Source organism: Vitreimonas sp., from assembly GCF_036392335.1.
In the GTDB taxonomy this organism is placed as follows: domain Bacteria; phylum Pseudomonadota; class Alphaproteobacteria; order Caulobacterales; family Aquidulcibacteraceae; genus Vitreimonas.
Genome location: NZ_DASVYD010000046.1, coordinates 32,202 through 48,085 on the forward strand (window position 1 = coordinate 32,202; position 15,884 = coordinate 48,085).

Below are 15,884 nucleotides of genomic sequence, written 5' to 3' on the forward strand. Positions count from 1 at the left end.
CCAAAGCTGGCGGAAGGCCAGGCGGGCGGTTAGACACTGGGCCGCGACCGCGGGCCGTTACCCGCGTCACGAGGGCAAGATGCAAGTCCGGTACGAGAAAGATGCAGACCCAGCGCTGATCGGCGCGAAAAGCGTGGCCGTGATCGGCTACGGCGCGCAGGGGCATGCGCATGCGCTGAATTTGCGGGATGCTGGCGTAAACGTGATCGTGGCGTTGCAGGCGGGTGCGCGGCGCGAAGCGCAAGCGCGTGACGATGGGTTTGAGATCGTGAGCGTGGCGGAGGCGGCGCAGCGCGCGGACGTGCTGGTGATGTGCGCGCCGGACGAGGTGATGCCGGATTTGTATGCGGCCGAGATCGCGCCGCATCTGCGCGACGGGCAGACGCTCATGTTCGTGCATGGCTTTGCCGTGCACTTTGGTTTTATCAGCGCGCCGGCGGGCGTCGATGTGGCGATGGTTGCGCCTAAGGGACCGGGCAAGGCGTTGCGCGAGGCGTTCACGCGTGGCGGCGGGCTGCCGTGCATTGTGGCAGTGGCGCAGGATGCGAGCGGCGGCGCCGCGGATTTGGCATACTCATACGGCGCGGCGATCGGCTGTGGGCGCGCGGGCATGATCGAAAGCTCGTTCAAGATCGAGACGGAGGGCGATCTCTATTGCGAGCAGGTCGTGCTGTGTGGTGGGCTCACGCATTTGATCCGCACGGCGTGGGAGGTGCAGGTGGAAGCCGGCACGCCGCCGGAGCTGGCCTATTTCGATTGCTTGCATGAAGTGAAATTGCTCTCGGACTTGATCCATGAGCGCGGCATCGCCGGGATGCATTTGGCGATCTCGAACACGGCCGAATACGGCGAGTACGTCACCGGCCCGCGCGTGATCGATGCGCACGTGAAGGACGCGATGCGCGCCGTGCTGGCCGATGTGCAATCGGGCAAATTCGCGCGCGAATGGATGGCGGAGCACCGCGCCGGCGGGCCGAACTTGGCGCGGATGCGCGAAGCTGCGGCGGCGCATCCGATTGAGGATGCGGGACGGGCAGTTCGGGCGATGTTAGGAAAAGACTCATGAGCCATACCCGCATCGGCACGCCGCTTTCTCCTTCCGCGCTCAAGGTGATGTTCTTGGGTGGGGGCGAGTTGGGCAAAGAGGTCGTCATTGAGCTGCAGCGCCTTGGCGTTGAGGTGATCGTGGTCGATCGCTACGCGGACGCGCCGTGCCAGCAGGTGGCGCATCGCGCGCATGTGATCGACATGACGGACGGCAAGACGCTGCGCGCGTTGATCGAGCAGGAGCGGCCGCATCTGATCGTGCCGGAGATCGAGGCGATCGCGACGGACGAATTGGTGCGCATCGAAGCCGATGGCTTGGCGCGCGTGATCCCGACAGCGAACGCGGCGCATGTCACGATGAATCGCGAACGTATTCGCGTGCTGGCGGCTGAGGAGCTTGGCCTGCCGACGTCGCCTTATGCGTTTGCATCTTCGCTAGAGGAGATGCAGGCGGGCATCGATAAGATTGGCTTTCCGTGCTTCGTGAAGCCGGTGATGTCCTCGTCCGGCAAAGGCCAGAGCCGGCTGAAAGCGCAAGCGGATGTCGCACCAGCTTGGGACTATGCGATGAGCGCAGGAAGGGTGAAGCAGCCGCGCGTGATCGTCGAAGGCCAAGTGCATTTCGATTTCGAGATCACGCTGCTCACGGTGCGCGCGGCGTCTGGCACGCACTTCTGCGAACCGATCGGCCATGTGCAGGTCGATGGCGATTATGTCGAGAGCTGGCAGCCGCAAGCGATGAGCGCGCTGGCGCTGGAGCGGTCGCGTGAGATTGCCGGCAAGGTGACGGAAGCGCTTGGCGGGCACGGCATCTTCGGCGTCGAACTGTTCGTGAAGGGCGATGAGGTGTGGTTCTCCGAGGTGAGCCCACGTCCGCACGATACCGGGTTGGTGACCTTGGTGAGCCAAGTGCAAAGCGAATTCGCGCTGCATGCGCGCGCGATCCTTGGGCTTCCCGTCGATACGTCACTCCGTGCGCCGGGCGCGAGCGCGGTGATTTATGGGGGCATGGAAGCCAAGGGCATTGCGTTCGAGGGTGTCGCTGAAGCGCTTGCCGTGCCGCAGAGCGAAGTGCGCCTGTTCGGCAAGCCCGAGAGTTTCGCGAAGCGGCGTATGGGCGTGGCCCTGGCGCGCGGCGCGGATACGACCGAAGCGCGCGCTCGGGCGAAGCGTTCGGCGTCGCTGGTCAAACCAGTGGCGGCGGATTAGCGTCTCGCAAAACGAGGGAGACGCGCGATGACGAAACAGGAGCCGATCAAGTCGGGGTATGGCGCGCGGACGGAGGCGCGTGATGCGATCGGTGGGCGCGACTTAACGGGGAAGGTTGCGATCGTCACCGGCGGCTATTCGGGGCTCGGCTTGGAGACAACGAAGGCGCTGGCGGGGGCGGGTGCGATTGTGATCGTGCCAGCGCGGACGCCGGAGAAGGCGCAAAAGGCGCTGGTGGGGATCGCCAATGTCGAACAAGCCGCGCTCGATCTGGCTGATCCCGCGAGCATCGACGCGTTCGCGGGCGGCTTTCTCTCGCGCACCAAGAAGCTCGATATTCTGATCAACAACGCCGCGATCATGGCTTCGCCCTTGATGCGCGATGCGCGGGGCTACGAAGCGCAATTCGCGACCAATCATCTCGGGCACTTTCAGCTGACGGCGCGGCTGTGGCCGGCGTTGAAGGCGGCGGGGAATGCACGCGTGGTGTCGCTGTCGTCGATTGGGCATCGGATTGCGCCGCCTGATCTGGACGATCCGAATTTCGAGCGCACCGAATACAATAAATGGGTGTCGTACGGCCGCGCGAAGTCGGCGAACGCGCTATTCGCGATTGGCCTGGATCAACGCGGCGCGGCGCATGGCGTGCGTGCGTTCGCGGTGCATCCGGGCGGCATCATGACGGATCTACAGCGCTTTATGCCTGAGGAGGAGAAGCGCGCGATGGGATGGATCGACGAGCACGGCAACGTGAACGAGCGCTTCAAGACGCCGAGCCAGGGCGCTGCGACGAGCGTGTGGTGCGCGACCAATGCGCAGCTCGACGGTCAAGGCGGAGTCTATTGCGAGGATTGCGATATTGCCATCGCAGTTGCGCCGGATGATCCAAGCTTTGCTGGCGTGCGGCCCTGGGCGATCGATCACGCACTCGCTGATAAATTGTGGGCGCTGAGCGAGCGCATGACGGGCGTGAAATTCGAGGCCGCATGATACGTCCACCGCTTCCCAATCCGCCGCATCGCGGCGGCTGCCTGTGTGGTGCGGCGCGTTATAGCTACAATGCGCGTCCGCTTGCGGCGAATGCATGCCATTGCAGCGATTGCAAGAAGCTGTCGGGCGGTTCGCATATTCAAATGCTGATCGCCGACCGTGCGGCGTTCACACATGAGGCCGGCGACCTCGCACGTTGGCGCAAACGCGCAAAAAGCGGACGCGAAGTCGATATCGTGCGCTGCGCAAATTGCGGGACGCGCCTCTGGCACGAGAGCCTCTCGGCGACGAACTTTGTGTTCATCTGCGCGGGCACGCTGGATGATACGTCTTGGTTCGTGCCGGCGTCGCACATTTGGGTCGAGTGCGACCCGCTTTACCCGTTCACGCCGGACGCTCTGTGCGTTCAGGGACAGCCGGCCGACCGGCAAATCCTAATCGACGCCTTTAACAGGCACTATCCCATTGGGTAGCCAAGCGCCCACATGGCCTATGCCTTAAGACAGAGTGTCCGGCGCAGTTCTATTAGCGCATTATAAGTGACGCTTTGTCAGGCTGCGCGAGAGTCTTTATGATCAATACGCTGCCTCTGAGTGCGCTCCAGCAGATGTTGGAAGCGCTGCCCATCCGGATATTCTGGAAGGATCGCGAGTCCCGCTATCTGGGCTGCAATCAGCTGTTTGCGGACGACGCGGGCATTGCCGATCCCGCAATCTTCGTCGGCAAGACCGATTTTTACTTCTTTCCCTTTCATCACGCCGAGCTCTACCGCTTCAACGATGCGGAGGTGATGCACACGGGCGAGCCGTCCACGCTTGAAGAACAATTGACCATGCCAGACGGCCAGGTGCGGTGGGTGCGTACGCACAAAGCGCCGTTGCGCGATTCGGACGGCCGCGTCATCGGCCTCATTGGCGTGTACGAGCATATCACGGAGGAGAGGCGTCGCCTGGAAAGCATGCGGCGTGAAGCGATCATCGGGTCTGAGCTTTCGGCATAGGCCGTGAAGCAGAGCTGCAAACTGCAGTTGCATTAGCGCTATTTAAGCCATGTTAGCGGAATGCTTACGCGCATGATCAATGCGCTGCCTCCCGAAGTGCTCGTCCAGATACTGGACGCCCTGCCGATCCGGATTTTCTGGAAGGACCGTGACTCGCGGTTCCTGGGCTGCAACCAATTGTTCGCCGACGACGCGGGTATCGCTGACCCGGCTGAGTTCATCGGCAAGTCGGACTATTTCTTCTTCGAGCCGCAGCAGGCGGCCGCTTTCCGCGACGACGATGCGGACGTGATCCATACGGGTCAGCCGAAGCTCCGCATCATCGAGCGACTGACGCACGTGAATTGCTCGGTGCGCTGGCTCGAGACCAACAAATTCCCGTTGCGCGACGCAGAGGGCCACATCTGGGGTGTGCTCGGCATGTACCAGGATATCACCGAGCAGAAGCGCGCTGAGGAAGTACGCGCGGCTTGAGCGACGGATCGGCCGCACCCGCGCGTTGAAGGCGCATGGACCGTAGAAGCTTTCTCCTGGCCGCCGGGGCGGCGTGTGTCGCCTCGCCGGTATTGGCGCAATCCGCTTTCAATTTTGGCGCGGCGGCGGCCTATTCCGCCGAACGGCGCGGCGTCTCCCTGCTGGTCATGCAGGGCGGCCGCATCCTGTTTGAAGATTATCCGAATGGCGGCGGCGCCGCGCGCGGCTGGGAATTGGCCAGCGGGACGAAGAGTTTCACCGGCGTGATGGCGGCGGCGGCGGTGCAGGATCGCCTGCTGGAGTGGGACGAATTGGCGGCGGACACGCTGCGCGAATGGCGCGGCGACGAGCGGCGGTCGATCACGATCCGCCATTTGCTGTCTCTGACCAGCGGCATCGAAGGCGGACCGATTGCACGACCGCCGACCTTTGCCGATGCGATCGCGCAGCACGCCGTGGCGGCGCCGGGCGAACGCTTTGCATATGGACCGACGCCGTTTCAAATCTTCGGAGAGATCATCCGGCGCAAGACCGACGGCGACCCGCTCGACTATCTGCAGCGCCGGGTTTTCGATCCGTTGAGCATCCGCCCCACGCATTGGCGACGCGGCGCCGACGGCATGCCGCATCTGCCATCGGGGGCGGGCCTGACGGCGCGCGACTGGGCGCGGTTCGGCTGGTTCGTATTGCGTGACGGCGAGGGCCGCGTGGACGCGAACGCGCTCGCGCAGTGCTTCGTCGGATCGCGCGCCAATCCCGGATACGGGCTTTCGTGGTGGCTGTTGCGCGAAGGCCTCGTGCCGCCGGGGCGCGCCGGCGGGATCAGCATCGACACCTCGATGGCGGAAAGCGTCGGCGGCATCGTCATGGCGGCGGGCGCGGGCGATCAGCGGCTTTATTTGCTGCCGGGGCTCGATCTCGTCATCGCGCGTCAGGCGACTGGCATTCTTCAAGCGTTGCGCCAACGCCGGCGGGATCGAAACGGCTGGTCTGACGCGGATTTCCTGCGGACATTGCTGGCGCGCTGAGTAAAGCGCGCCAATTAACCGCGAAACCGCACGCCCAGGCATCGCTTTATCAGGCGATATCGCCTAGAGCCTCGCGATGCCTACCCTCCAAAACGTCGTTCCCGCGCTTGCGCGGGCCATATCCAAGCGCGGCTATGAAACGCTGACGCCGGTGCAAGAAGCCGTGCTCGCGCCGCATCTGCAGGCCGCGGACCTGATTGTCTCGGCGCAGACCGGCTCGGGCAAGACAGTGGCGTTCGGGCTGAATTTAGCGGCGGACTTGCTGCAGGGGCAGGACAAGTTTGGCCCCGCCGGCGCGCCGCTGGCGCTGATCATCGCGCCGACGCGCGAGTTGGCGATGCAGGTGCGGCGTGAGCTGGAATGGCTTTACGCTGAAGCAGGCGGGCGGATCGCCTCGTGCGTCGGCGGTATGGATACGCGCGACGAGCGCCGCGCGCTAAATCAGGGCGCGCACATTGTTGTCGGCACGCCAGGGCGGTTGGTGGATCACATCCGCCGCGGCTCATTGGAAATGTATGGGCTGCGCGCCATCGTGCTCGATGAAGCCGACGAGATGCTGAACCTCGGCTTCCGCGAAGAGCTGGAATTCATTCTCGACGCGGCGCCGGAGCAACGGCGGACGCTGATGTTCTCCGCGACGATGCCGCGTCCGATCGAGAATCTCGCGCAGAAATATTTGCACGCGGCCGAACGCGTGAACACGGTCGGTGAGAAGAAGCAGCACGTCGATATCGAGTATCGTGCGCTGATGACGGCGAGCCACGAGAGCGAGAACGCGATCTTCAATGTGCTGCGCTATTACGACGCGACCAATGCGATCGTATTTTGCAGCACGCGAGCGGCGGTGACGCGGCTGGAGAGCCGCTTCGCCAATCGCGGATTTTCGGTGGTGGCGCTCTCGGGCGAACTCAGCCAATCGGCGCGGACGCACGCGCTGCAAGCGATGCGCGATCACCGTGCGCAAGTGTGTATCGCCACCGACGTCGCCGCGCGCGGCATCGATTTGCCGGACCTGGAATTGGTGATCCACGCCGACCTGCCGAAGAATACCGAAGCGCTGCTGCACCGAAGCGGGCGCACCGGCCGCGCGGGGCGCAAGGGCACCAGCGTGCTGATCGTGCCGTATTCGGCGCGGCGGCGGACCGAGCGGTTACTGCGCGAAGCGCAGATCAGCGCGAAATGGGGCGACCCGCCGACCGCCGACGAGATCAAGAAGCGCGATGACGAGCGTCTGCTTGGCGATGCGTTGCTGCAGGAGCCGGTGCAGAGTGCAGAACAACACATCGTACGCGAACTCGTGGTGCGACATGGCGCAGAACAGATCGCGGCGGCGTTCGTGCGGCTCTACCGCAAGGGGCAGGCAGCGCCCGAAGATTTGGCGCCGGCGCCAGCTTGGAATGAAGGCCCGGAACGTGGCGAACGTCGCGGCGCGCGCCATGAATCGGGTGGCAATTTTGTTGGCGGGTCTTGGATTTCGCTTTCGGTGGGGCGTGCGCATCGGGCCGAGCCCCGCTGGTTGATCCCGATGCTGTGTAAGGCCGGCGGCCTCAACAAGCGCGAACTGGGTACGATTCGCATTCAGCAGAACGAGACCTTCGTCGAGATCAGCGCGACCAGCATCGATGCATTCTTCGAGCGCATCGGACGCGCCGGCAACATCGAGAAGGGTATCAGCGCGCGTCGCGTCGACGCCCCGCCGCAGATCGAGACGCCCTACACGGAACGGCCAAAACGCCAGGAGCGGCCGGAACGATCAGAACAGCCGCAACACGCGGATCGGCCGAAGCGCGCTGAGCAGCCTCGGCGGAATCCGAAGCCGCACCGCAAGGGCGCCGAGGAGCGCCGCCCGCCCGCCAAGAAATCGAAGGGCAAGCAGCGCAAATAGCATGGTTGACTAGATCAAGCGTCGGCCTGCCGCGAGTAGAGCGAGCAGAATGGCTTCGATCACCATGGGCTGCATCATGTCGGGCGTGTAGCCATCGACAATTACCGTGATGATGCGGCCGGTGAGGGCGATAGCGATCATCAGTAGCGGTGCGGTGAGCAGGCGCGCGTTGGCGCGCACGGCGGCGAGAAGCGTGAGGCCGCCGGCCACGCCAAAAAACGCGGCCATGTCGGCGCGGAGGGATGAAGTGCCGAGCGCGCTGGCGGCTTCGATGCCGAGACGCGCGGCGGGCGTCGCCGGATTGGCCCAAAAGGCCAAGCCCATGACGACGAAGACCAAGCCGGCAAGGCCCAGCACGATGCGAAGCACGAGTTTCATGATTTCCCCCAATGCGCACTTGGCGAGCGCTTGGGACCAGCGTGTCACGCGCGGTGCGCCGCCGCTAGCTCTGACGTTACGCCAAGCGAATTTCGCGCAGCCGCTCCATCAAGAAGCCCTGCGCGGTGATCGGCGTGGGATAGCGATTTGGATTGTCGGGCGTGATGCAGCTGGGCAGCGTCTCGATCAGATAATCCGGCGCGAAGTGCAGGAAGAACGGGATCGAATAGCGCGGCAGATGGGCGCGATCGGCGCTTGGGTTGCGGACGCGGTGCGAGGTGGAAGGCAGCACGTGATTGGTGAGGCGTTGCAGCATGTCGCCGATGTTCACAACGAGGGCCCCCTCGGGCGGTGCGACGTCGAGCCATTGGCCTTCGCGCGTCAGCAATTGCAGGCCCGCCTCCTCGGCGCCGAGCAAGAGCGTGATGACGTTGATGTCTTCGTGCGCCTCGGCGCGGATGCCTTCGGGGTTCGGCGGCGTCGGCGGATAGTGCAGGAGGCGCAGGATTGAATTGCCGTCCTTCACCGGCGCTTCGAAGAAATTCTCCGGCAGCTTGAGGAAGGTCGCGATTGAGCCGAGCAATTCGAGGCCAAGCCTGTCGAGCGCGGTGTAGAGCGCATAGACGTCGCGCTCGAAATTTTCGATTTCGGCGGGCCAGAGGTTTTCCGGCATCTCAGCGCGGTAGCGGTGGCCGGCGGGCAGTTCGCGACCGACGTGCCAGAATTCCTTGAGATCGACTTTATCGGCGCCTTTCGCCGCTTCGACGCCGAACGGCACATAACCGCGTTGGCCGCCGCCGCCTTGGACGTGGTAGCGGCGCTTCACATCTTCGGGCAGCGCGAAGAAGGCTTTGGTCGCAGCGAGGGCGCGATCGATAAGAGCGGGGTCCAGGCCATGGTCGCGGACCACCGCGAAGCCGTATTCGGCATAGCTCTCGCCCATGGCCTTGGCGAACGCCTCTGGCTTCGCGCGGCGGTCATGCATCGTGAGGGTGGGCAGTGCGTCGAGGGCCATGGCCATGTGTTTGCCTCCGAATGCCGACGCTCTCAAGCGGGCGACGGCGCCCGGGCTAGCAAGCGCGTCGGGGGCGGGAATTGCGCGGGCGCAAAACCGTCCCCGGCCTGCCGCAATCGGTTAATCGCGCGTTTACGATTCGGGGCCGAGCGTCGCCGCCTCACAAGGAGAGGCCCATGTTCCTATTCGGCGCGCATTCGTGGCGTGGCAAAAGCGGCCAACGCTACCGGTTCAAATGCGTGCTGACGAAGAAGGGTCTGCCGCCAGAAGGTGTGGGCGGTATCTACATTTTCGTGCGCCGACGCTGGGTGTTCTTCCTGGAAGCGCTCTACGTGGGCAAGGCCGCTGACCTGCGCTCGCGGCTGCTAGGCCACGAGAAGTGGGGGAGGGCCTATTGGTATTATGGCGCGACCGAGCGTTACGTGCTCGGGCCGATCCGCGACGAGGTGGATCGTCGGCGCGTCGAAGAGGATCTGATCAAGTCCTTGAAACCGCGCATGAATGACATGGAAATCCCCCAAGCCGAGGTCGCCAAGCCGAAGCGCCGCGCCGCAGCCGTGCGGGCCGACGCGATGGGGGCGTTGTTGAAGCGCCGCGCTGCCTGAGCGCGACCGCTTGACCCCGCCGCGCCGGCAGGCGAGAGGCGGGGCCAATGACCGAGCCGCCTGAAGACCAGATAGAGCCCGAGGTGCCCCCTGCGGCGCCGCAAGGTTTGTCGGCGAGGTTCGCGGACTTTGTGAACAACATGGACGCGCGCGCCTGGCGGGCGGTCGCGGTGTCTATCGGCATGGTCGTCATCGTGGCGGCAATGCTCGTGATCGGTCGCCTCTATTATGGGGCCGAGATCGAGGCCTTTATCGACAGCACACTGGGGGAAGCGCGCCGCACCCATTTGGGCCTGCCGGTCACGATCCTGGTGTTTGTGCTGACTGCTTATGTCGGCGCGCCGCAGATCGTTCTGATCGGCGCTTGCGTGGTGGCGTTCGGGCCCGAGGAGGGCTTCTGGTGGTCCTGGATCGCCACGATCGTGTCAGGCGCGGCCACCTATTACACGGGGCGGTTCGCCAGCGGCGCGACGCAGAGGCGCTTCGGCGGCGCGACGGGCGGGCGCTTCACCCGTTTCATGGGCAAGAACGGCTTTCTGGCGAGCTTAATCGTGCGCTTCGTGCCGACTGCGCCGTTCGTGGTCGTGAACATGGCGTTTGGCGCGGCGCGGGTCGGTTTCTGGGCTTTTATCGGCGGTTTGGCGTTGGGCGTGCTGCCGAAGACCGCGATCGTGGCGTTCGCCGGCGACGGCATCATGGACGCGCTCGAAGGCGAATGGGGCTCGGCCGCGATCGCTGGCGCCGTGGCGATTGCTCTGTGGATCGTGGTGGCGGTCATCGTACGCAAATGGCTGCGTCCGCAGAGCGGCAGCTGATTAGACGCCTGTCTGGCGCGGTGTTGCTCGACCTGCTCGTGAAACGCTCTAGATTGGCGCGCATGAAGCAGCTTGTTCTCGCCGCCCTTCTTGTGTCGATCGCCGCTTGCGCGCAGCCCGCGCCGCCGGCCGATCTCGCCTATGGCTCTGATCCGCAATTGCCGCCGCCCGCGAGCGGCGGCCTGCCTACCATCAATGTCCCGCGCGCCGTCGGTTGGCCGGATGGCGCGGCGCCCACGGCGCCGGAAGGCTTCGTCGTGACACGCTATGCTGAGGGACTGGATCACCCGCGCTGGATCTATCTGCTGCCGAATGGCGATGTGCTGGTCGCGGAGAGTTCAACCACGCCGACGCGCGGCGGCGGTCTGCAGGGCTGGATCGCCAACATGATGATGCGCCGCGGTGGCGCGCCTGAAGTTAGCGCCGATCGTATCACCCTGCTTCGCGACAGCGACAAGGATGGCGATGTCGACGAAACGCACGTGTTCGCCGAGGATCTGAACCAGCCCTTCGGCATGGTTCTGGTGGGCGGTTATTTCTATGTTGGCAACACCAACGCCGTGGTGCGTTTCCCCTACATTGAGGGCGCGACGCGCGTCGAAGGCGCCGGCGAAGTGGTGCTGGAGCTGCCCTACCACGCGGGCGGCAACGGCCATTGGACGCGCAATCTGATCGCCAACGCGGACGGCTCGAAGATTTATGTCGCGGTGGGTTCGGTGACGAACATCGCGGACCAGGGCATGGAGATCGAAGAGGGCCGCGCCGCCATTTGGGAAATGAATCCGGATGGATCGGAAGCGCGCGTGTTCGCGTCGGGCTTGCGCAATCCTGTCGGCATGGGCTGGAGCGGCGGCGACGCCAACGCGCTTTGGGTCGCGGTTAACGAGCGTGACATGCTCGGTGACAATCTTGTGCCAGACTACATGACCAGCGTGCAGGATGGGGGCTTCTATGGCTGGCCGTATTATTATTGGGGTGCGAACCGCGATGAGCGGGTGGAGATTCCAGCGAACGTGCGCCTGCGCGAACCGCTGACGCCGGATTATGCGCTGGGCGCACACACGGCCTCGCTCGGCCTGTTCTTCTACCAGCATGATGCGCTGCCGGAGCGTTATTGGAACGGCGCGTTCATTGGCCAACATGGCTCCTGGAATCGGAGCGAGCCCGTTGGTTATCGCGTGGCGTACGTGCCGTTCGCGAATGGGCGTCCGAGTGGCCAGGTGGAGGATTTCCTGACCGGTTTCCTCAATGCGCGTGGCGAAGCGCAAGGCCGGCCTGTCGGCGTCGCGATGGATCAAACCGGTGCGCTGCTGGTTGCTGATGACGCCGGCAACATCGTCTGGCGCGTCGCGTATCCGGACGCGCCGGCGGCCGCGACGCCGTAATTAATTGCGCGCTTCGCAATGCCAGACGAGGCGCTGGCTAGGTTCGCCTTGGGCGAATTGCATCAGCGTCTCGTTGCGGGTGGCGACGATCTGCGGATCGCCTTGGCAGCCGCGCCCCGCGGCTGAACTCGATACCGCTTCGTTGGCGGCCGCGAACGCTTGGTCGTCGAGCGGGTAGCGCTCGCGCAGGAATTCGCCGGTGTTTGGATCAATCGTGAGAATGTCGAGTGCGCGGGCTTCGCCGAGCACGATGGCGCGGCGATAACGGGCGCCATTGTCGAGTGGAGCGTAGAGCGTGCGTTCGTTGACGCACAGATTGCCGCTGGCGGTGAAGCTCATATCGGAGACGCCTTGCGCGCCGGTGCTGGCGGCGCGATCGAGCGTACAGACGATGGAGCCGCTGAATTCCGGTGCGATCGCGATTTGCGCGCTCTCACCGCCCTGACTGCCCATGCGCAAGAGGGCGATTCCGACCGCAACGATCAAGATCACGGCGATGGCCGCCGCGCCCATGATCGCCAGGACGCCGTGGCGCTTGCGATGCGGCGCCTCGAACGGTTCGGGATCGTGGTGGATCTGCGGATGGTCGGGATGCGCAGCGGCGGCGTGGCCGTTGCGGCGGCGGGTCGAGAGCACGAACGCGCCCAGGACGCACACCGCCACGAACAGCGCCAACGTGCCGCCGATCAGAATGACGACAGCGATGCGAGTCAGGCGGTCGGCGGTCTCGAGTTTCGAGGCCAATTCTTCGTTCTGCTCCTGCAACGCCTGGATCGTTTGGGCGCGCTCGGCTTCGATCCGCTCCGTAAAGGAAAGGCAACGCTCGTCGCTCAGCGTGGGGCTGACGCCGGCTTCGTCCAAGAATTGGAGCAATTGGACGGCGCGGGTGGAGACGCCGCGCGTCTCGCGCGTGTCCTGTCCCGAGACATGCCAGGAATTGACGCCGATGACGCGGCCGCATTCGTCCAAAAGCGGTCCGCCCGAAGAGCCCGAGGAGATGACGGCCTGGTGATTGATGGTGGGGATTTCGTCCCCCGTGGGGGCGCGGTCGCGCAAGGACGCGATTTGGCCCGAGGTGCGCGACGGCGGTGACGGGCGCAGCAAGTCCGAACCGGAGGTTCCCTGATAATCCACATCCGGGTAGCCGAGCGCCACGACGCCGTCGCCGGGATGCGGTTCGACTGTGGATATCGTGAGGGCCGGCAGATCAGGACCGCCCCGCACCTCAAGCAGCGCCAGCTCGGACAGTGGCGAGTAGCGAATGATCGTCGCGGGAATGAGCCCGTCGCCTTCAGGCGGGACGATGGCGACGCCGTATTCCGCGCGTTGGCGCGCGGGCGCGACCACGTGCGCATTCGTCACGATCAGGTTCGGGCCGACCACAAAGCCGGAACCGGACCCGTAGAGCATACGGCCTTCGCTGGTTTGCAGGATGACGACAACGCGCACGATCCCGCGTTCGGCTTCGTCGACGCTGGTTTGCGCCGCCGCCGGTACCGCAAAGGCCACGAACAAGGCCGCAGCCAGGAGTCTTAACGCCTTGATGACCAAGAAAATCCCCGCCCGGGTTCCGCCGCCCCGTTCCAAATAATCGGGCGCCGCAACGGTCGCCGCAAGCGCGCGCGCCAGTCCGGCAGCCAAGTGTGTCTTTGCCGCAATTAACATGGCGAAGCGATGACGCGCGGCGTGGCCCTTGCATCGCCTTCAACATCGCGGCAAGTGCAATCCGTCGGCGACGGGGGCGGTTCGGCGGCAGGACGCGGGAACGTTGTGTGTTCCCTGCGTATTGCGCCCCATCGCCCCTACTGCAGCCACATGGTTGCCGCCGTCTCAAGATTGTTAAGCTTGCCGCATTAAGTCCTGTTCAGGGCCGATTCGGCGGGTACTCAGCGGCGAGGGTTTCATAGGCATGCTCGGCAATATGTTCGGTCTTGTTGCGCCGGATTTGGCGATTGATCTCGGGACCGCGAACACGCTGATCCACGTGAAGGGCCGTGGCATCGTTTTGGACGAGCCGTCGGTGGTGGCGTACGTTAATGAAGGCGGCCGCAAGGTGGTTTACGCCGTGGGCTCCGAAGCGAAGACCATGCTCGGTAAGACCCACCGCAATATGGAAGTCATCCGCCCGCTGCGCGACGGCGTCATCGCCGATTTCGACGTGGCCGAGGAGATGATCAAGCAATTCATCCGCAAGGTGCTGCCGCGCCCGGCGCTGATTTCGCCGCAGATCGTCATTTGCGTGCCGACGGGCGCGACGCCGGTTGAGCGCCGTACCATTCTGGAGAGCGCGCAGGCCTCGGGCGCGCGGCGCGTGAAACTGATCGAAGAACCGGTGGCCGCAGCGCTCGGCGCTGGCCTGCAAATCGACGATCCGTCGGGGTGCATGGTGGTGGATATCGGCGGCGGCACGACGGAAATCGCCGTGCTTTCGCTGGGCGGCCTGGTCTGGTCGCGCTCGCTGCGGGAAGCCGGCGACAAGATGGATGAGGCGATCATCCAATATCTGCGCCGCCAGGAAAATCTGATGATCGGCGACAGCACGGCCGAGCGCATTAAGAAGGAAATCGGCACCGCCAAGGCGCCGGACCACGGCCAGGGCATGTCGATGCCGATCAAGGGCCGCGACAATCTTTCAGGCGTGCCGAAGGAGATCATCGTCACCGAGGCGATGGTGGCCGATGCGCTCGCGGAACCCGTTACCCGGATTGTCGACGCTGTGCGTCAAGCGTTCGAGCAAATGCCGCCGGAATTGGCCGCCGACATCTATGATCACGGCCTGATGCTGACGGGCGGCGGTGCGCTGCTCCGTAATCTCGACACGGTTTTACAGGAACGTATTTCGATCCGCGTTTCGGTTGCGGATGATCCGCTGCGCTGTGTGGTCAAAGGCTGCGGAATCGCGCTGGAGACCATAAACTCGTCCGAAGCGCGGCGGTTGCTGACCGAAGAAGTCTAAAGCTCCCGCGCTGAAGCAAAGGGCGTCCATTCGTGGCTAGACGCAGAAGCAGTGTGCGACGTGCGGGCGGCGGGCGTCGCATTCCCGCGGGCGTTTTGCTTGCGGTGGCGCTTGGCGTCGGCGCAGTGGTCCTCGTCGCCGTGCAGAATGGGCGGATGCCGGGCGAAGGCGGCGCGCAGCAAGCCGTCGACGATGGCGCCGCGGCTGCAGGGCGCGTGGCCACCGGTCCTGCACGCGCAGGCGAGAATTTCTTCCAGCGGCTTGGCGGCATGTGGAGCGCCACGGACCGCATTGAAGTGTTGGAGCGCGAGAACCGCGAATTGCAGGCGTGGCGCGAATTGGCCGAGCGTCTAGCGGAGCGCAACGCTCGCTATGAGGCGCTGTTGCGGATGCCAGACGATGCGTTTGGCCAGGGCGCCGACATCGAGAGTTCGATCGCCGCGCAATTGGTGCTCGACAGCGGCGGCCCGTTCACGCGGACGCTGGTCGCCAATGCCGGAGCCGACCACGGCGTGCGCTCGGGCTACATCGCACTGAACGAGAACGGTCTGATTGGCCGCGTTGTGTCGGTAGGCCAGCGCTCATCTCGCGTGCTGATGCTCGATGATTATAATTCTCGCATCCCAGTGATGGGCGAGGCTTCGCGCGTACGCGCGGTTCTGGCGGGGCAAGCGACCCGGCCGCCTGAATTGGTGATGTACCCCTACCAGCTGCAAGCGCCGCGCCTGGATTTCATCGTCGGCGCGCAGAGCCTGCGCGAGGGCGAGCGGATCATCACCTCCGGCGATGGCGGCCTTTATCCGCGTGGTATTCCGGTCGGCGTGGCGCGTCGGCAGGGCGATGGCTCCTGGCGGGTTGCGCTTGCCGCCGCGCAACAGCCGATCGATTTCGTGCGCTTGATCCCCTTCGTTGGCGTGGCGCCGCCAGAGGAGACGGCGGCTGAAGAGGATGCGGGCCCGCCGCTCAACGCCGCTTCGTCCGTGGCCGTGATCGGCCGCGAAACGATGGCGCCAGCCCCCGCAGCGCCCAGTTCGCTGCCGCAGCCGGCGACGCCGCGACCGGCCGCGACCCAAGCGCCTGCGCCGACGCCGGCCGCG

At 64.8% G+C, this 15,884-nt stretch carries 16 protein-coding genes; 13 read left to right on the forward strand and 3 right to left on the reverse strand.

Translation table 11 applies throughout. The annotated features are described in order from the left end of the window. The first annotated feature begins 79 nt into the window (after window positions 1-79). The 8 genes from ilvC (at window position 80) to VF769_RS10950 (ending at window position 7,633) form a co-directional block, all read left to right on the forward strand. On the forward strand, window positions 80-1,066 hold the full coding sequence (gene ilvC, locus VF769_RS10915; RefSeq protein WP_331008435.1) for a ketol-acid reductoisomerase: 987 nt from the start codon (window positions 80-82) through the stop codon (window positions 1,064-1,066). Next, window positions 1,063-2,256, forward strand: a complete 1,194-nt coding sequence (gene purT / locus VF769_RS10920; protein ID WP_331008436.1) for a formate-dependent phosphoribosylglycinamide formyltransferase — start codon at window positions 1,063-1,065, stop codon at window positions 2,254-2,256. The genes ilvC and purT overlap by 4 nt, the downstream gene beginning before the upstream one ends. 27 nt (window positions 2,257-2,283) lie before the next feature. Then, window positions 2,284-3,246, forward strand: a complete 963-nt coding sequence (locus VF769_RS10925) for an oxidoreductase (protein ID WP_331008437.1) — start codon at window positions 2,284-2,286, stop codon at window positions 3,244-3,246. Next, the gene (locus VF769_RS10930) at window positions 3,243-3,719 is read left to right on the forward strand and encodes a GFA family protein (protein WP_331008438.1); all 477 of its coding nucleotides are present in this window, start codon (window positions 3,243-3,245) and stop codon (window positions 3,717-3,719) included. Before VF769_RS10925 ends, VF769_RS10930 begins: the two co-directional genes overlap by 4 nt. Window positions 3,720-3,817: 98 nt before the next feature. After that, window positions 3,818-4,246, forward strand: coding sequence for a PAS domain-containing protein (locus VF769_RS10935; RefSeq protein WP_331008439.1), 429 nt, complete (start codon window positions 3,818-3,820; stop codon window positions 4,244-4,246). Between the two features lie 60 nt (window positions 4,247-4,306). After that, window positions 4,307-4,720: a PAS domain-containing protein gene (locus VF769_RS10940; protein WP_331008440.1), complete on the forward strand. Its 414-nt coding sequence runs from the start codon at window positions 4,307-4,309 to the stop codon at window positions 4,718-4,720. Window positions 4,721-4,755: 35 nt separating this feature from the next. After that, entirely contained in the window at window positions 4,756-5,748 is a 993-nt protein-coding gene (locus VF769_RS10945) for a serine hydrolase domain-containing protein (RefSeq protein WP_331008441.1), read from the forward strand. Window positions 5,749-5,824: 76 nt separating this feature from the next. After that, window positions 5,825-7,633, forward strand: coding sequence for a DEAD/DEAH box helicase (locus VF769_RS10950; RefSeq protein ID WP_331008442.1), 1,809 nt, complete (start codon window positions 5,825-5,827; stop codon window positions 7,631-7,633). Window positions 7,634-7,642: 9 nt separating this feature from the next. Here the strand turns inward: VF769_RS10950 and VF769_RS10955 are convergent, their stop codons facing one another. Beyond that, window positions 7,643-8,011, reverse strand: a complete 369-nt coding sequence (locus tag VF769_RS10955) for a DUF4345 family protein (RefSeq protein WP_331008443.1) — start codon at window positions 8,009-8,011, stop codon at window positions 7,643-7,645. Window positions 8,012-8,087: 76 nt separating this feature from the next. After that, window positions 8,088-9,032 (reverse strand): isopenicillin N synthase family dioxygenase, encoded by a 945-nt coding sequence (locus VF769_RS10960; RefSeq protein WP_331008444.1) that lies wholly within the window; start codon window positions 9,030-9,032, stop codon window positions 8,088-8,090. 170 nt (window positions 9,033-9,202) lie between these two features. Between VF769_RS10960 and VF769_RS10965 the strand changes: the two genes are divergently transcribed. The 3 genes from VF769_RS10965 to VF769_RS10975 all read left to right on the forward strand — a co-directional run bounded on the left by VF769_RS10965 (window position 9,203) and on the right by VF769_RS10975 (window position 11,831). Then, window positions 9,203-9,631 carry a GIY-YIG nuclease family protein gene (locus tag VF769_RS10965; protein ID WP_331008445.1) on the forward strand — a complete coding sequence of 143 codons (429 nt, stop codon included), beginning with the start codon at window positions 9,203-9,205 and terminating at the stop codon, window positions 9,629-9,631. Window positions 9,632-9,678: 47 nt separating this feature from the next. Further along, a complete protein-coding gene (locus tag VF769_RS10970) occupies window positions 9,679-10,446 on the forward strand; it encodes a TVP38/TMEM64 family protein (RefSeq protein ID WP_331008446.1) in 768 nt (255 codons plus the stop codon). Window positions 10,447-10,508: 62 nt separating this feature from the next. Further along, on the forward strand, window positions 10,509-11,831 hold the full coding sequence (locus tag VF769_RS10975) for a sorbosone dehydrogenase family protein (RefSeq protein WP_331008447.1): 1,323 nt from the start codon (window positions 10,509-10,511) through the stop codon (window positions 11,829-11,831). Here the strand turns inward: VF769_RS10975 and VF769_RS10980 are convergent, their stop codons facing one another. Then, complete coding sequence (locus tag VF769_RS10980; protein ID WP_331008448.1) at window positions 11,832-13,472, reverse strand: S1 family peptidase; 1,641 nt, start codon at window positions 13,470-13,472, stop codon at window positions 11,832-11,834. A 268-nt stretch (window positions 13,473-13,740) separates the two neighbouring features. Between VF769_RS10980 and VF769_RS10985 the strand changes: the two genes are divergently transcribed. Beyond that, window positions 13,741-14,787: a rod shape-determining protein gene (locus tag VF769_RS10985; protein ID WP_331008449.1), complete on the forward strand. Its 1,047-nt coding sequence runs from the start codon at window positions 13,741-13,743 to the stop codon at window positions 14,785-14,787. Window positions 14,788-14,819: 32 nt separating this feature from the next. Then, the coding region (locus tag VF769_RS10990) for a rod shape-determining protein MreC (RefSeq protein WP_331008450.1) at window positions 14,820-15,884 on the forward strand (1,065 nt) is incomplete at its 3' end.

What these genes read in the sequence shown, in the direction of transcription:
- VF769_RS10960 (WP_331008444.1), bottom strand. Translation starts at nt 9,032, where the DNA reads ATGGCCATGGCCCTCGACGCACTGCCCACCCTCACGATGCATGACCGC.
- VF769_RS10930 (WP_331008438.1), top strand. Translation starts at nt 3,243, where the DNA reads ATGATACGTCCACCGCTTCCCAATCCGCCGCATCGCGGCGGCTGCCTG.
- VF769_RS10925 (WP_331008437.1), top strand. Translation starts at nt 2,284, where the DNA reads ATGACGAAACAGGAGCCGATCAAGTCGGGGTATGGCGCGCGGACGGAG.
- VF769_RS10955 (WP_331008443.1), bottom strand. Translation starts at nt 8,011, where the DNA reads ATGAAACTCGTGCTTCGCATCGTGCTGGGCCTTGCCGGCTTGGTCTTC.
- ilvC (WP_331008435.1), top strand. Translation starts at nt 80, where the DNA reads ATGCAAGTCCGGTACGAGAAAGATGCAGACCCAGCGCTGATCGGCGCG.
- purT (WP_331008436.1), top strand. Translation starts at nt 1,063, where the DNA reads ATGAGCCATACCCGCATCGGCACGCCGCTTTCTCCTTCCGCGCTCAAG.
- VF769_RS10985 (WP_331008449.1), top strand. Translation starts at nt 13,741, where the DNA reads ATGCTCGGCAATATGTTCGGTCTTGTTGCGCCGGATTTGGCGATTGAT.
- VF769_RS10970 (WP_331008446.1), top strand. Translation starts at nt 9,679, where the DNA reads ATGACCGAGCCGCCTGAAGACCAGATAGAGCCCGAGGTGCCCCCTGCG.
- VF769_RS10965 (WP_331008445.1), top strand. Translation starts at nt 9,203, where the DNA reads ATGTTCCTATTCGGCGCGCATTCGTGGCGTGGCAAAAGCGGCCAACGC.
- VF769_RS10935 (WP_331008439.1), top strand. Translation starts at nt 3,818, where the DNA reads ATGATCAATACGCTGCCTCTGAGTGCGCTCCAGCAGATGTTGGAAGCG.
- VF769_RS10975 (WP_331008447.1), top strand. Translation starts at nt 10,509, where the DNA reads ATGAAGCAGCTTGTTCTCGCCGCCCTTCTTGTGTCGATCGCCGCTTGC.
- VF769_RS10950 (WP_331008442.1), top strand. Translation starts at nt 5,825, where the DNA reads ATGCCTACCCTCCAAAACGTCGTTCCCGCGCTTGCGCGGGCCATATCC.
- VF769_RS10945 (WP_331008441.1), top strand. Translation starts at nt 4,756, where the DNA reads ATGGACCGTAGAAGCTTTCTCCTGGCCGCCGGGGCGGCGTGTGTCGCC.
- VF769_RS10940 (WP_331008440.1), top strand. Translation starts at nt 4,307, where the DNA reads ATGCTTACGCGCATGATCAATGCGCTGCCTCCCGAAGTGCTCGTCCAG.